This is a genomic window from Candidatus Hydrogenedentota bacterium, assembly GCA_035416745.1.
Lineage (GTDB): Bacteria > Hydrogenedentota > Hydrogenedentia > Hydrogenedentales > SLHB01 > UBA2224.
In genome coordinates this window covers 1-14743 of the sequence record DAOLNV010000113.1, presented here as the reverse complement: position 1 = coordinate 14743, position 14743 = coordinate 1, and the positions used below count along the sequence as shown (strand labels likewise).

The window sequence follows — 14743 nt, the reverse complement described above, 5'->3', positions numbered from 1 at the left end:
AAGGACGCAGATTCCACTTATGCCCGTGGTCCTAAAATCGGGGGTAACCGCACTGTGCGGAACGGAGAATCCACACTCCGCCTCACGGCGAGGGGGAGGCATCGAGAGAGACATCGGGTACGCCGGGGGCCACGTCGAAGGTCAGATCAAAGTTGACCTCAAGGATATCCCCTTCTTCGAGCACGATGGGATAGGTCTGGGCACGGCGGAAATCGTGGCGGGAATCGGAGGAATACGCCGTGACGAGATAGATGCCGGGAGACAGGTTGGGCAATTTATAGTCGCCTTCGGCGCCCACGATCCGGCATTCGCCAAGACCGTAAATGAGGCAATCGCGCGGTCGTTCGGGCACTTGATCCGGATCGTAAACGCATACGACGCAACGGGCACTTCCTTCCGGGGCGCTCACATGCCCCTGCAGCGAGCACGTGCCACCTACATCAAACACCGCGTAGGTGGTTTGTCCGGCGATGAGCGTCACGGTGTACTGGCGGGAAGCGCGGTACCATTCCCCACCCGAGTAGATGCCCCCGACAGGACGCGCAAGGTACGTTCCCTCGGGCAGTTCGTCATACCGGAACGTGCCGTCGGGGTTGGCAATCGTCGAAGAAACGCGATTGGTGAGGGTGGGATAGTCTTCCGAATGTAGTTCGAGACCCACGCGGTACCCAACGGGTGGCTGCCCGTCCATCAAGATACGGCCCTCGAGGATGCACGGCGCACCAAGGGCAATTTCGATTCCGCCGGTGGTTTCCCCGTTCTCGACTTGGATGTCGCGGACAATCCGGCCGGCATGTCCGGGCGCTTGCGCATACAATTGCACGGTACCCGGCGCCACGCCGGAGATGACAAACGTGCCCGGCGCTTCTCCCTCTTGAACCTCACCGAAAGCCGTCTGAGGTCCTTCCTCCCCGTCGATGCTGTCCACGCGCCACACCTCGACGGTGAAATCCTGCAGAGGCTGCGAACTTTGGGCGTCCACGACGATGCCGGCGATGCCTCCTGCAGTACGCAGCACCACATCCGCGTCGAGCGTTCCCGGCCTAATATTGCTGAGCCATGCCCTCCCATAGCCACTGCCGGCGGGCGGTTCGAAAAGCAGGTCGACGGGATCGGCCACGCCGTCAATGCGGTAGAATCCTGAGGCATTGGTCGTTGCCGAAGCACTTACGAGGGACCCATCCCCAACCCGGTGGAATCCGTAGATGCTGTCCGCCAATACCTGGACGCCCTCAATGACATATCCGTTCTCATCGCTTACGTAGCCCTGAATCCCAAGTTCCCTGGATATTGGCACAACAACAACAAGGCCCTGGAGATTCTGTCCCGCCGCCAATTCAACCGGTTCGTTCAGCGCGTTTGTCGTGAATTGTGCGCTATTCACCAGAAATGTGTAGATTCCCGGCGCCACGCCGGTCAGGGTAAACCGGCCCATGAAGTCCGCAGACTTTCCTTTCTCGCTTCCTTCCCCGTAATACCACGGCCCGTTCTTGCCGGGGTTGCGCTCCAATTGCACCCAGACATTCGGCAGGGGCCGCCGGTCCACATCCACAACTTGACCGGAGATGGACGATACCCGTTCCAAGACGACAAGGATCTCGCGCGACCCGCCATCGGGAGGCGTCTCGACGGTGCGACGACAAGTATTGTAGCCCTTGGCTTTGATGACGAGATCCAGCATGGTGCCCGGCTTCAGATTCGCCAGCTCGAAGCGGCCTTCCGCGTCCGTCAGCGCCGTAGCTACTATCCCTTCCCCGGAAGAATTGACGTCAATGTCGGCCCGCGCCACGCCCCGGCCGTCGCTGTCGACCACCCGGCCTGACAAAACGCCCGAAACCGCCGCTGCCGCGCCGCTGTGCGCGTACGTGCCGGGTGTGTCGGACGTGTCGGACGCATCGCCCGCCGTGACGGCCGGTTCTTCGGGAACGGGGCTTGCGATCCTGGCACTAAGCAGACTATCCCCCGGGGACGGAGGGGGAATCGGCTCCTGGTTTTCTGGGGCAACTTCAACGCTTGTAGCGGCCTGTTCCCGTTCGGATTCTAGAAGGATCACACCCACAACTGCGGCGACGCCGACGATGGCCAAACCAATCGCAAGTATCTTGACCGTGCCTATGCCTGCGATAAGACCCGATTCCACCACAGCGCCCGAAGTCGCTGAGGCCCCTGCCTGAGCAAGCGCCAGTTTTCCCAGAGCAGCGGAAAGCCCCGCCGGCACGGGCGCGGCCGAAACCAGGTTTGCCGTCATGAGAGCTGTCAAGGCGCCGATGCTCAAAGTTACGCCACGCTTCTGAAGGCTCCTTGCGAGCATTTCGGTGCCTCGGGTGATATGCCGGGCCACGGTCCGTCGCGATACCTTCAAAGAACGCGCAATGGCCGCGTGCTTCTGGTCCTGAAGATAGTGAGCGACGATAGGTATGCGGAATTCCTCGGGCAGTTCCGCGATCGCGCCATCGATGTGATCGTAAATATCATCCCACTGCACCTGGACGGAAGCCTTGTGCTGTTCGACGAAATCCTTCTCCCGTATCCTGCGGCGCTGCTCCGAACGGATCCGATCCAGTGACCGGTTGGTGGCCACGCGGTGCAACCATGCCCCGAGGTGCTTCTCGGGCTTCTTGGACGTCTTCACCAGGGTTTCAAAACATTCCTGGGCGACGTCCTCGGCCTCATGTGGATCGCCCAACACACGCACGCAGGTCGCATAGACCATGGGCGCATACCGCGACACGATCTCCTTGAAGGCTTGGGCCTCCCGGCGATTGGCCCACCGCGTCAGTAATGCCAGATCGGAAGCCATATCAGAGATCCTAGTCCAAGCAGCTCATACGTTCCATCTACCAATAAGACGGAGACCCCAGGCCAATCTGGGCAGCGCGTCGATGAGACCCCGCCGGGGGAAATATCCTACCGCATACATTATATATTGACGCAATAGACAATACTGTGATCCGGGCCCGTTTCGGTGTCCCATACCCGTGCGGTCTTGTCATCACTGCCGGAGACGAGCCGCGTGCCGTCCGCGTTGAAGGCAAGACCGTAAACCTGTGACTCGTGGCTGGTGGGCTCCCGGTTAAGCTGGTGTGCGCGGTTGGAATTGCCCTCGCGGGAGGGGGTCTATCCGCTGCGTTTGGCGTTCGTACTGCTTCGGCCAGCCGGGGATGCCTGGCGGACCCGGAAAGTCGTGGAACGATACCCCGAGGGAGGGGCGTGCACGGTTCAGCTTTGTGTCGCCGGTTTGCAGGGGATGTTCGCTGTTCCCGGTGTGTGGGCTGCCGCAGTGGAGTTGGAGGAAACCGGGCGTATCCTTGGGGCGGTGGAGTTCGAGGTGGTGTCTCCGGGGATGCTGCTTGACGATCTCGAGCTGGTTGACGCGGCCCTGGCAGTTTCGGTAGAGGGGCAGGTATGTCTTACGCCGGTGGTCTTGCCGGAGGCGAAGTGGATTGCTCCCCTGGCGTCGTTGCGGGCCCGGACGTATCACCCGTCCAAGTTTGCGGGGTTCCGGGTGCGTGCGGAGCTGGTGTCTAAGGGCGCGTTGGCGGTGGAGGATTCGTTTTGTCTTCCTCTGGATCTTTCCCGGGGCGAGATGCGGCTGGGACACCTTGCCCGGGACGTGGCCAACAGCCCTGTTTCAAGAAGCCCGGGCGAGTGGGAGTTTCGGTTCTCTGTCGAGTCGAAACTGTTGGGTGTGCTGGCGTTCTGGGTGGTGTCTCTGGATGAGATCGTGCGGACGGTTGAGATTGAGCGTCTCGCCGTGGCGGGGGCTGGCGAAGATGGGCGGTCCCGGATGCTTGGCGAGCAGTTCAACCGGGAGTGGGTCGAGGTGATGGTTCCTGTGCTTTCGCTGCGTGTTCCTTATCCGTCGCCTTGGGCAGGCATGGTCGTGGGGTGTTGTGTTTGGGCGGATGGGCGGCGGGTTGGGGAGTTCACGCGGCGGGTCAGGCTCGACCGGGCCAGGCTGCATGTGGCCTTTGGCGAATTCCGTCTTCCTGCGCTGGTTCGTTTTCCTGGGGAGGAAGCGAGACCTTCAGGGTCTCCGTTCGAGTCCTGGACGTTTGGTGTCGTATTGGGGAATGGAAGCCGTGCGTCCCGGGTGATTCTGGGATTCACCTCCTTGTTTGAAGTGGCTGATGCGGAGGGCCGGCTCGATCCGGATGCGCCGATGCCCGGTGTTGATGTTGATGCGGAGGCTTCGCGGATTCTGCACGAGGCCGGCGGTGGTCGGGTATCCCGCGGCGCCCGTGGCTAGGGGCATTGCTTCTTGCATTCCCCCCGTTCTTGCTATGGGTAGTTCGGGAAAGGCGGCGATGGATAACACCTGGCTGTCGTGTGTGGTGTGTGAGAACGGAACGGGGCCAGGTGAACCCGTTTGTTCTTGGTACCTAAGGTAGAAGTGCTGAGCAGAAGTTCCCCCAGAATTTTCGCAGTTTGGGTCGTCATTGGTGTCCGAAGGCCCACAGGTCGAGTTGGGCGGGATTAGAGCATTTTAAATAAAACTATAGCCGCAGGAGGCAAACCAATTTCGAACGTCTTCTTGCGTAACCTGCTCCAGAGCGCGCGAGATCGCGTGGAAGAGGCTTTGGGGATCTCGCGCCTTTGCTCTGCGCAGGTAGGCTCTTACCTTGCTCCACATCTTTTCGATGGGGTTAAGGTCGTAGCTGTAGGGAGGTAGAGGCCAGAGCTGCGCCCCTACGGCTGTAATGGCAGCGCACGCGGCGGCGTTTCGATGGACGGACAGGTTGTCCAGGACTACGATGTCCGTCGATTGCAGCGTGCGCACGAAGACCTGCTTCGCCCAGACCCAAAACGCCGCCCCGTCCATGGGGCCTTTCAGCACCCAAGGGGCCGGGGGGACCGTTGCGGCTTACGGCGGCGATCAGGGTCGTCGTTTCCAGACGGCCGTGCGGAACGTGGTCAAACACCCGGGCACCACGAGGGCCGTGCCCATACAGACGCGTCATGTTGGTCTTGGCCCCGGACTCGTCGAGAAACACCAAGCGCTGGTGGGACACCCCGGCTATCTCAGCAACCCACCGTGCTCGCGCTTCCTGGATGTCCGGACGATTCACTTCGGCAGGACGAAACGTCTTTTTTTAAAGGCAGGTTCATGCGTAACAGCACGTAGTGAATGGCCTGCGGCGTGCACCCAACCCCTAAGGCGTCACGCAACTCTTCCAGCGTCATCTCCGGGTGATCGCGCACCAATCTTCTCAGCCGGTGCTGATGTTCATGCGTGATCTTGGGCTTCCGGCCTGAAAAACGGTGGCGCGGCGCGATACCGCCGGTACGCTGCCGCTGTCCAAGAAGCTTCTTCAGCAGGCCTAGAGATACCTCGTACCGGTCGGCGATCTGTTGTCGCGTTCCATCGCCCCGGTCGCAGGCCGCCACAATGCGTTCCCGTAAATCCGTAGATATCGTTCTCATAGCCTTCATATAGCACATCCGCCCACAAAAGGCTACAGTTTGATTTAAAACGCTCTAGCTTCAGCCATGCAGCCACAAGGCGTTTCGCCGCTACGATATAATCATTTCGAGTATTGGATGCGGCAAGTGGCGAGGCGCCATGCCGGCGAGAGGCACCGATGGCTTCGATAGGACAAACCTTCTTGCGAGTTATCTCGATCCGCTTGGGACATGAGTTGAGAAAGAGGAGAACGCTGCTTCAGTTGTGGCACTCGCAGTTGAGATCTTTTCGCGACTTGGAAAACCCGATGAGAGGAAACGCTTCCTTGTTTCTTTCCTCGTTTCTGTTCTTCGCGCACAAGAGATCGCCGCGCATGAGAGAGCAGAAGGGAGGTTGGCCGGGCCGGACTAGCGCATACAGCGGCTCTGCGGGAAGCATGTGCACATCTGCCAGAAAACGACACAGCAAGGACACATCTGGCCGCTTCCGCCCGACCTGCGAGAGTCTCACTGCATATACAATCGATCCCCTACTTCTTAAGACTGTCGGATTCCGGGAGCAGCAAGACAACCTCCTGCGGGCCGTCAATAGTAACGTCGCGCGGGAACTCGTTGGGCATAAGGATGCGGATCGTGCCGTGGCCATTGAGGTGGAGGCGGAGGCTGCCGTTGGCGCCGCGCTCTACGATGACGTGGAACGGTGCAGCAGTTTCAATACGGAGGGGGATACGTTCGAGCACGGCGCATTCGTTATCCTCGAGCACGACGCGGGTCCGCACGGAGTCGGGGTCAACTGCGGTAACGTACCCAGCGCGGATCGGATGGCCCCGTCCGTCGTAGCGGTAGGCCAAGTGGAGATCAGGGGCGTCGGGCCAGCCATAGACGCCGCTGTGCATGGTGACAAGGCGCTCTCTTCCCTTGACGTATCCGGCATGCACTTCCTGCACCGTGATGGGATACATCCGTTTGGGGACGGACTCGTACGCCAACGCCGCGGGTTCGTTGTAGTAAAAATACAAATTGCCCCAGCGCAATTTGCCCAAAACGTCCTCATAGACGCCTTCCTCGGAGCTACACAAAGAGGGGTTGCCGAGCGTGACGGGGGTGGGAAGGAGAGCTACGTCGGGTCCCTCGGTGACTTCCTTGTCGGTGATGACGGGCAACGCGCAGAGGGAGCGAGTAGGGACCACGCCGTTGGCAATGACCACGCCGCCCTTGGCCCAGATCTTCCGGCACCACGCGGCCATGGCGTCCTGGGTGACGAGGAGGACAGAAGCCTTTTTGCGCGTGATGACGTGCGTCACAGGATCAATGTCCGCGCTGTGACGATCCCAATGGTCGTAGGTGTACTCGCCGCCGTAGCCGAACAGGAACCCGTCCGCGAACACTCCCTCCGTGCCCATCTCGTCCATCATGACGTCTACGCTGTCGAGCAGGGCCTTGCCGAAGGAGTTTTCGAGCGTGGGGTAGTAGATCCACCAGCGCCAGTTATCCGCGACGCGTTCAGCGGAGAAATACGTACCGTTCTCATATTGGTAAGGGTAAACGGCTTGCTTGCCGTCGGCCCCGACGACTTTCGAGTCGGGGAATCGCTCTTGGGGACGGTTCGTCGCATAAAGCTGGTGCGCGACGTGGAACATGCCTCTGGCGCCTGGCCGGATCGCAGCCAGCGCATCCATCATTGCGCGAACCTGTTTGCGTTCCTGCGGGTATTCAACAAACTCGATGCCTTCGACCGATATCGCAGGGTCGTCCGTGCACCACGATAGACACCCGAGCGTGACGTACCTTGGCTCGCGCAGGGCAAAGTAGTCCGGGCCGGGCATGAGGGCGATGTCACGCTTTTGTTGAGTGCCCGGCAAAAACGACAGACCACCCTCGATCGAAACCTCGTTGCGACGTTCGTCGCGGCGGATTGCGTTGACGAAATCGTAGTAGTCGCCGGTCGCGTTGGCGTAGATGGCCCACTCCAACGTGTACGCGACGCCGGCGTCCAGGGCGAACTCCCGGGAATAAAGGTCTACCCATGTCTGGCCGTCTGAGGCGCCGCGGCTCTGGACAATATAGACGTCGTCCAGGGCCACGAGACCGACGCCCAGGTCGGGCCTCACGAGAAAGACGGTGGGACAGAACTTGAGCGGGCAATCCTCCACGGTCCGGACGGTTTGCTTAGCCGCCACGAGCGCCTTCTCAAACCGGGTGTCGCGCGCGCTGAGCCGGTTGTGGAAAATCAGGCCCAGCGGCTCGCTGGTAAGGTTTGTGATAGTGTCCGTGACCACCATGCGGCCGGCCTCAGGCCGCAGCCCGCGCGCCACCGCGTAGAACCGGCCCCGCGCCGCCACGGTGTCGGCCTCAGACTGGGCGAGGCGCCATTCCGGCTCGCCGGTTGCGTCCGGGGCATCGGCACAGGCCAGCCGGTTCTCACCACTGTTCGGAATCGAAAACGAGGATTCGAGCATCAACCGCGTTTCAGCGACGGTCACATAGGTTCCCCCACCGGGCGAGGCTTCGAGGCGGCACGCGACGGGCGCCGGCTCGCGGGGCAACGGCGGGATCATCTCATCCTTGGGCGACGGGACCGCCGGTTCCGGCGCGGGATAGCGAAACGGCGCCGTCGTGCGCGCGGTTCGGGCGGCCCCCGTCAATTCCGCACGGAGTTCATATTGGCCCTCCATAAGCCCGTTGAGTGGGAAGAAGTATCGGCCCCGGCCTTCGCGAGGGACCTCCGATACCGCCTGCGACGCCAAGATCTCACCGTCGCCGCGGACCAGTGCGACGCGCACCTGTTCGCCCGCAGCCAACGGCATCACGCCCAGAAACGCGACCTCGACGCACGCCACTTTCTCGTCATAGTAAACAAAGGGTCTAAGGGACAACTGCCCGGGCCGCGCGCCTTCCTTCCGGTACCGTTCCGCTCCGCGCCAATACCGCGCTGCGATCTCGTCCGGGCTGACCGGCCTGTTCAGCAGCGTAACTTCGAAAACGGTTCCGCGAAAAGGTTGGCCCTCGGCGCTGATACGGAACGGCGCCTCGCCGAACTCGTTGGAATGGACCGCGAACGACGCGTCCGGAAGGCCGTTGACGTACACGGTGACGGCGTCGTCCTGGCGGACGACCCCGATGAAGTGCACCGTCTGGTTGGATAAGACGGTGGCGCCGAAGGCGTACTGCTCCGCGCCTTTTTGGCTCGCGCGGTACATGACCCGCGAAGTCCCTCCGTCGACCCGCAGCACGAATCCTTCCGCGCGGTAACGCTCGCAATCGATGATCGTCCAGTTCGTGGCATCATCGGGATACGGCGAAGCGTCTAAACGGACCCAGGCCAGAATCGTCGAGTCGCCCGCGATCTTGAGGTTGCGATTGTCGCCGAAGTCCACATCCCCGCTTTCGGGACCGTTGCAGAACCGGAGCCCGCCCCCTTCCTCAGCGGAAGCCCACTGCGCGCCCACAATCACACCATCATAGCCGTTGCCGCTCCGGTCATGCAGAACGGCGCCCGAACCTTCGTCAAACGGATAATGCGCCACGACCCCCGTCAGGTCTTCCGCGGCAAAGGATGCCCACATCATCGACGCAATCAGAAGCAGGCCCATTGTTCTATTCCTCTTTCCGGTGTCCCCTCGTTCTGAGGACATTCTAGCACGGGGGCGAGCACACCCAACCTCGACGTTCCATGGGCACACCAGTGCTTGTCACACATGGCAAATGTCAAGGGTTCATATCCGCGCAGTATCGTTCCTCATGCTCCGCGCTGTGTCCCGTTCGCACACCGGAAGCCGAACACACAGTGCTCCGGTTCGAAACCCGTAGCCCAATTCCTGCGAGTTGCGAGTCGTACAAAGACCCATCTCGTTCTTTGCCTCTTGCTGCTGTCTGTGGTCGACGAGGATTTGTTCTTATCGAGGGACAAGGACTTACGGCAATTGCGTGGTCTCTCGAGTTCCTTATTCCTTGTCGCCATCAATTACCCTTTGCGCTTCGCAGAGAGTAATTGGTGAACGCAACATCGGAGCGGACATGATTGAACGCATGCGGTTGAAATGGACGACCTTGCACGCGGCCGGGAGGCTATTCGTAGCGCAGGGCTTCGACTGGATCGACGCTCGAGGCCTTTACGGCCGGGTAGGCCCCGAAGAAGACGCCGACGGTCATGCTGAAGGTGAAGGCCATGATGATGGACCAGGCCGAGCAATACACCGGAAACGTGGGCAAGAACTGCCGCATGATGAAGGTGCCGACGAACCCGAGCGCGATGCCGATCCATCCGCCGATGGAGCTGAGGGTGACCGCTTCGATGGCGAACTGCATCGCGATGTCACGCCGTTTCGCGCCTACGGCCTTGCGGATGCCCACCTCGCGGGTCCGCTCGCGCACCGATACGAGCATGATATTCATGATGCCGATGCCGCCCACCAGCAATGAAATGGACGCGATGCCCGCAAGCATGATGCGCAACGCCAGGAATATCTCACCGAAGGTGTCGAGCATCGACGTCTGGTCCGTGATGGTGAAATCCTCCGTATAGTCGTGGGCCGCCGTGAGGATGGTGCGGATGGATTCGGTCGCGGTGTCGATGTCTTCAGCACTTTGGGCCTTGACGATGATCTCAAATAACTCGTCCTCGCCGCCATAGAACATCTGCTGGCCACTTGTAAGAGGCACAAGCACCAGGTCGTCGACATCGATCCCGAGCATGACGCCCTTCTTCTCGAGAATGCCGACGACCATGTGTTTCATGCGATTGATCGCCACTTTCTCGTACAACGCGTTCTGGTTTCCGAACAGTTCCCGCTTCACGGTCGTCCCGAGAATGCACACCTTGTTGCCCCGGTCCACGTCCTGCTCTGAAATGAACCTCCCGATCTGTGCATGGATATCGCGGACCTCCTCAAAATTGGACACGGCGCCAATGACAATGGTATTACGCTGGCGATCTCCCCATTTCACGGCTCCCGCCCCGATCACCAGCGGAGACACGCCCATGACGCCGGCGGCCTTGCGTTCGATCTCCTTTGCGTTGTTATAGGTTAGCTTGCGGAAACTCCCTGCCACCAGGGGCATCATGCCCGAGGTTTCCTGCTTGCCGGGAGTGATGATGAGGATGTTGCTGCCCATCCCCGCGAACTCGCGCTCGACGTAGGCCTGAGCTCCCTCGCCAAGCGCGATCAACAGGATTACAGATAGCACACCGATGATCACGCCCAGCATGGTTAACGCCGACCGGACCTTATTCTGCGCCAAGGACGAGAGCGCAACACCTAGATGTTCGAACAGGCTCATTGGTCCTCGAGTTCATCCACAACCGCCACCTTGACGCCGTCTTTGAGTTCTTTGATCGAAAGCGAGGTGATGATCACATCACCTTCTTTAAGTCCGTCGCGGATCTCGACGGTCTCCCAATTGCCGATTCCCGTCGTCACTTCGCGCCGGACAGCGCGTCCGTTCTCGATCACGTAAGCGTACTGTTGCCGCATCAGGGCCTCGGACGGTGCGAAGAGCACCCCCTCTTTCTCGTCCACGATGATGACCAGGTCGGCGGACATGCCCGGCAGGAGGCGTTCGTGGTCCTCCTCGACCACAACTTTGATGTTGAGGGTCCGCGTCAATTCTTGCGTCAGTGTCTGCACCACAGGCCAGATAAAACTGACCCGGCCGGTAAACTCTTCACCGCGGTAGGCGTCGAGCGTGATCCGCACCTTTTGCCCAAGCTTGATGTCGGCCATGTTGGCCTCGTCAAACGGCGCTTCAATGTAAAGTTCCTCGTCCCGCACAAGTTGCACAAGCGGCATCCCCACGGTGACGGAGGCGCCCAGGTCGGCAATGACGCGCGCCACGACGCCGTCAAACGGCGCGCGCACAAAGGCCTTCTCACGGGTTGCCTTGGCCGCGGCCACGGCCGCTTCGAGCTGCTCGATACTCGCCTCTGCCGAACGGATCTCCTCGTCGCGCACGAGGTTTTCGCGCTGGCTCGCTAACGCCGCCGTCGCGCTGTCCTCGGCTACACGGAGGGCTAACGCGGCCTTGTCAAAGTCGCTCGTCGAGAGGGCACCCCTGTCTGCCAGAGCCTTGACCCGCCCGAAGTCGCTTTCGGCCTGTTTGAGCTGGGCGCCGGTCTGGCTCACGCGCGTTTCCGCGATCTCTTTGTAGATACGCGCGGCGAGGCGCGCCCGCTCGAGCATCGAGCGGCCCACCCGCAGATTGGCCTCGGCAAGAGCGACCTGCGCGTCGAGGTCCACATGGTTCAACTCCACCAGGACATCGTCTTTCTCAACCCGGTCGCCCTCCTCGAACGGGATTCCCACGACGGTTCCCATGAAGCCCGACGCCACCAGGGAATCCAATTTCGACATGACCGTCCCCGAGGCGATGGCCGTGACCGTCTGTTCAACCCGGCCGCGCGTCACCGGCGCAGCCGTCACCTCTACCACGCTCTCGCGTATTGACAGATACACAAGCGGGGCGACTACCGCGACGAGCAGGATCAGCCAACCGAATGCTCGAATTCCCACGTGTCGTTTGTCTTGTTTCGCCATTCGTCTTTCACCAGTTGCCCATCTCGGAAGCTGATAATCCGCTGGGCATGTTCGGCAATCTCGCGTTCGTGGGTCACGATGACGATCGTGTTTCCTTGCGCGTGAAGTTCCCTGAACAGGGCGAGGATGCTCTCGCCGCTGGTCGAGTCCAGGTTGCCTGTGGGCTCATCCGCAAACAGGATCGAGGGATCGTTGACGAGGGCCCGCGCAACCGCTACCCGCTGCCGCTGGCCTCCGGATAGTTCGTTCGGCCGGTGGTCCACTCGATCTCCCAGTCCGACTGCTTCCAGCGCACACCGCGCGCGCCTCAACCGCTCCTTTTTCGGGGTTCCGGTGTACAACAGGGGCAATCCCACGTTGGCCAAGGCCGTGGTCCGCGGCAAGAGGTTGAAGTTCTGAAAGACGAACCCAATGTAGTGGTTGCGCAACTCGGCCAGCCGGTTCTCCCCGAGGTCCGAGACCCGCTCCGCCTCAAGCCAATACGTGCCCGACGTCGGCCTCGATAGGCAGCCCAAGATATCGAGGAGCGTCGTCTTGCCCGAGCCCGACGGACCCATGATCGCTATGAAAGCGCCACGTTCAATCCCGAACGAAACACCCCGCAGCGCATGCACTGTCGCCTCGCCCATCACATAATCCTTGGTGAGGTTCTCAACGACAATGAGTGGATGGTGTGCGTTATCGACCTTCATAGCGGAGGATTGTATCACATGGTGTACTCCTCGAGAACTTGTCCTTATTGGGGTGCAAATGACTGTCAGTGGAGGTCTTGTTCGTTGGATTGGTCGAGTTCTGTCCTTGTTTGTTGCTCTTTTCCCCTTGTTGAGACGTCGTCGTTGAGCGCTTCCCGGAGAGGACACGAGCGAATTCATCAGACTATGCGCAGGTCTCTCAGTACATTAAGGCTACCTGGGTCCGTATTTACAGCAAGTCAATGAGCTTGCCCCCGTCTTTCGACAGTCCCCATGGCGAATTAAGGTGTCGTAGTACAGTATGTCCCTGGCGGGCTTCAGCCCGCCGCGCGGCTCCAGCGTAGCAGGGGCCCCTGGGGTGGTCAAGGGAGCTGCGGGCTTTTCCATTTTCACCGTCTACGGGCGAGCCGAAAGGCTCATGCTTTGCTGCGCCCAGGTTTTTCGAGGCCCGGCCGGCCGGTCTCGTTGCATCGTCTCCGGCTGCGCCTTACCTTGCGCCGCCCCTGAATTGCCCATTCCCCCCTGTTGCGCCCTGCGCGCACCTGAGCTATACTCCCCCTATGGCACGACAGCCGAGAAGCCCCATACCAAGCGCGGCTTCAAAGCCAGAAGAAACAGGGAGTCCAAAAAAGCGCAATAATGCATTTGGCTGCATTGCCTAAAGCTCAGGCACAAGAGATTCTAGGGTACCTGGAACCGATGTATCCTCCATCCCGATTCGTACAAGGGGAAAAAGGAGCCCAATTCGCATTCTGGGTTGCCGTTGTCAAGGCTGATCTGCAACTACAAGAGGACGGCCTTGCCCCAGTAATCGATGGTATACGCTAAATGCCTGATTTGATTGTGCGTCGCAACACCGTCTGGCGAAGGGCCGCAAGGGTTTTCATGCTCACAGCGATATTTGCAGTCTATATAAGTCTTGGTTATGTCTTGCTTGGAATTCCTCGTGATGCTTGGCGAGATATTCTTATCTATGTGGAGTTTTTCCTAACATTTGCTTTCTACAGCGCATATTGGCTTTTCCGGAAATCAGATCTTCAGCAGTATGGGCGTCTGGACCAGTGGGTGCGTGTGTCTTGCTACATATGCTCTGTGTTCTTCTGTCTCGGTACTATGTACTTTCTGACGCTGCTAGGCGCGCATATAGACCGATAGAAGGGCAGGTTTCAATCAAATACAGTTGCATGACAAAGCGGGCTCAGAGAGGCAATGAGAGATGAAGAGGGTTGTTTGCACGTGCTCGATTTTGTTCGTGTTCTTCGGGATTGGCTCAATTGAAATCCACGCTTCCCGTATTTCCCAGACCCCCGATCTGGGGGCGGAGCGGGAGGTGTACGAGATCTACAACGACCGATATAACACGGCGTACGAGTCCTCGGCGGAGTTGGATGCCATGCGTGTCCACGACATGGATTTCTTCGATCTGCCGGAGAACCATTATGTCTATGTGCAGGGGATTGCCCATTGCGCTAGTATTGGGAGAATTATATGAATTCAAGGACACCCACGTTGAGGTCGGCCCCCCCGCGCCCCCTGGCGATAAGTACAAGATTATCGATAATCTCGATGAATGGACAAACATTAAGAATGAATGGGAAGATCCTGTGTGGGGACCCAATGACGAGATTGATGTCAGACAGATAGACATCATCATGGTCGAATCCATATACGATGCCAATGGTCGAGCAAGCCAGCCAGGCTTCGATGAAAAAGGTCAGCACATAGAGGGCCGACACATATGGATGGGCACAGACCACGCGTCCGTTGTGCACACCTTGGCCCATGAATTCGGCCACTACAGGGGAGACTTGGATGACACCTATATTCGCGATCCTAGCCGAGATGGATGTGGTCGAATTTGGCGCGAGTGTATCTGCATCTGCGGTAACTGCAACCGAGTCCGGCGGTTTTGTGGTTGCCACCCAGACGTTAGGCAACTGCCCGCAATGGTTGACGATCCTAACCGCCCAGACAACTTTATGGGAAAAGGTTCAGACAATGCCGGACTCTTGTCTGCACAAAGAGATGCTCTGTTGTATTGAGCCACCTTGTTTGCGGCGTGTTGAGTTTCAGCGCATTTGGGAGAATTGGTGGGCTTGGGTTAGGGGAGAGTTG

Annotated in this window: 10 protein-coding genes and 1 pseudogene; 3 read left to right on the top strand and 8 right to left on the bottom strand. The window is 59.7% G+C overall.

Features of this window, described 5'->3' with window-relative positions:
* Positions 1–82: 82 nt before the first annotated feature.
* Complete coding sequence (locus PLJ71_20835; protein ID HQM51140.1) at positions 83–2800, bottom strand: sigma-70 family RNA polymerase sigma factor; 2718 nt, start codon at positions 2798–2800, stop codon at positions 83–85.
* Between the two features lie 119 nt (positions 2801–2919).
* A pseudogene (locus tag PLJ71_20830) lies at positions 2920–3066 on the bottom strand (hypothetical protein).
* Positions 3067–3130: 64 nt separating this feature from the next.
* Here PLJ71_20830 and PLJ71_20825 point away from each other — a divergent pair.
* Positions 3131–4249 carry a hypothetical protein gene (locus PLJ71_20825; protein HQM51139.1) on the top strand — a complete coding sequence of 373 codons (1119 nt, stop codon included), beginning with the start codon at positions 3131–3133 and terminating at the stop codon, positions 4247–4249.
* A gap of 237 nt (positions 4250–4486) precedes the next feature.
* Here the strand turns inward: PLJ71_20825 and PLJ71_20820 are convergent, their stop codons facing one another.
* The 6 genes from PLJ71_20820 to PLJ71_20795 all read right to left on the bottom strand — a co-directional run bounded on the left by PLJ71_20820 (position 4487) and on the right by PLJ71_20795 (position 12628).
* Positions 4487–4822, bottom strand: coding sequence for a transposase (locus PLJ71_20820; GenBank protein HQM51138.1), 336 nt, complete (start codon positions 4820–4822; stop codon positions 4487–4489).
* Positions 4823–5022: 200 nt separating this feature from the next.
* On the bottom strand, positions 5023–5433 hold the full coding sequence (locus PLJ71_20815) for an IS630 transposase-related protein (protein HQM51137.1): 411 nt from the start codon (positions 5431–5433) through the stop codon (positions 5023–5025).
* Between the two features lie 500 nt (positions 5434–5933).
* Positions 5934–8996, bottom strand: coding sequence for a LamG domain-containing protein (locus tag PLJ71_20810; protein HQM51136.1), 3063 nt, complete (start codon positions 8994–8996; stop codon positions 5934–5936).
* 475 nt (positions 8997–9471) lie between these two features.
* Positions 9472–10683: an ABC transporter permease gene (locus PLJ71_20805; GenBank protein HQM51135.1), complete on the bottom strand. Its 1212-nt coding sequence runs from the start codon at positions 10681–10683 to the stop codon at positions 9472–9474.
* A complete protein-coding gene (locus tag PLJ71_20800) occupies positions 10680–11912 on the bottom strand; it encodes an efflux RND transporter periplasmic adaptor subunit (GenBank protein HQM51134.1) in 1233 nt (410 codons plus the stop codon). Before PLJ71_20800 ends, PLJ71_20805 begins: the two co-directional genes overlap by 4 nt.
* A complete protein-coding gene (locus PLJ71_20795) occupies positions 11885–12628 on the bottom strand; it encodes an ABC transporter ATP-binding protein (protein HQM51133.1) in 744 nt (247 codons plus the stop codon). The genes PLJ71_20800 and PLJ71_20795 overlap by 28 nt, the downstream gene beginning before the upstream one ends.
* Before the next feature lie 1216 nt (positions 12629–13844).
* On the opposite strand from PLJ71_20795, the gene PLJ71_20790 reads away from it, so the two are divergent.
* Positions 13845–14120: a hypothetical protein gene (locus tag PLJ71_20790; protein ID HQM51132.1), complete on the top strand. Its 276-nt coding sequence runs from the start codon at positions 13845–13847 to the stop codon at positions 14118–14120.
* A gap of 320 nt (positions 14121–14440) precedes the next feature.
* The coding region (locus tag PLJ71_20785; GenBank protein HQM51131.1) for a hypothetical protein at positions 14441–14743 on the top strand (303 nt) is incomplete at its 3' end.

Coding starts and splice junctions, on each gene's coding strand:
- PLJ71_20835 (HQM51140.1), bottom strand. CDS start 2,800: ATGGCTTCCGATCTGGCATTACTGACGCGGTGGGCCAATCGCCGGGAG.
- PLJ71_20820 (HQM51138.1), bottom strand. CDS start 4,822: ATGGACGGGGCGGCGTTTTGGGTCTGGGCGAAGCAGGTCTTCGTGCGC.
- PLJ71_20815 (HQM51137.1), bottom strand. CDS start 5,433: ATGAAGGCTATGAGAACGATATCTACGGATTTACGGGAACGCATTGTG.
- PLJ71_20810 (HQM51136.1), bottom strand. CDS start 8,996: ATGGGCCTGCTTCTGATTGCGTCGATGATGTGGGCATCCTTTGCCGCG.
- PLJ71_20805 (HQM51135.1), bottom strand. CDS start 10,683: ATGAGCCTGTTCGAACATCTAGGTGTTGCGCTCTCGTCCTTGGCGCAG.
- PLJ71_20795 (HQM51133.1), bottom strand. CDS start 12,628: ATGAAGGTCGATAACGCACACCATCCACTCATTGTCGTTGAGAACCTC.
- PLJ71_20790 (HQM51132.1), top strand. CDS start 13,845: ATGAAGAGGGTTGTTTGCACGTGCTCGATTTTGTTCGTGTTCTTCGGG.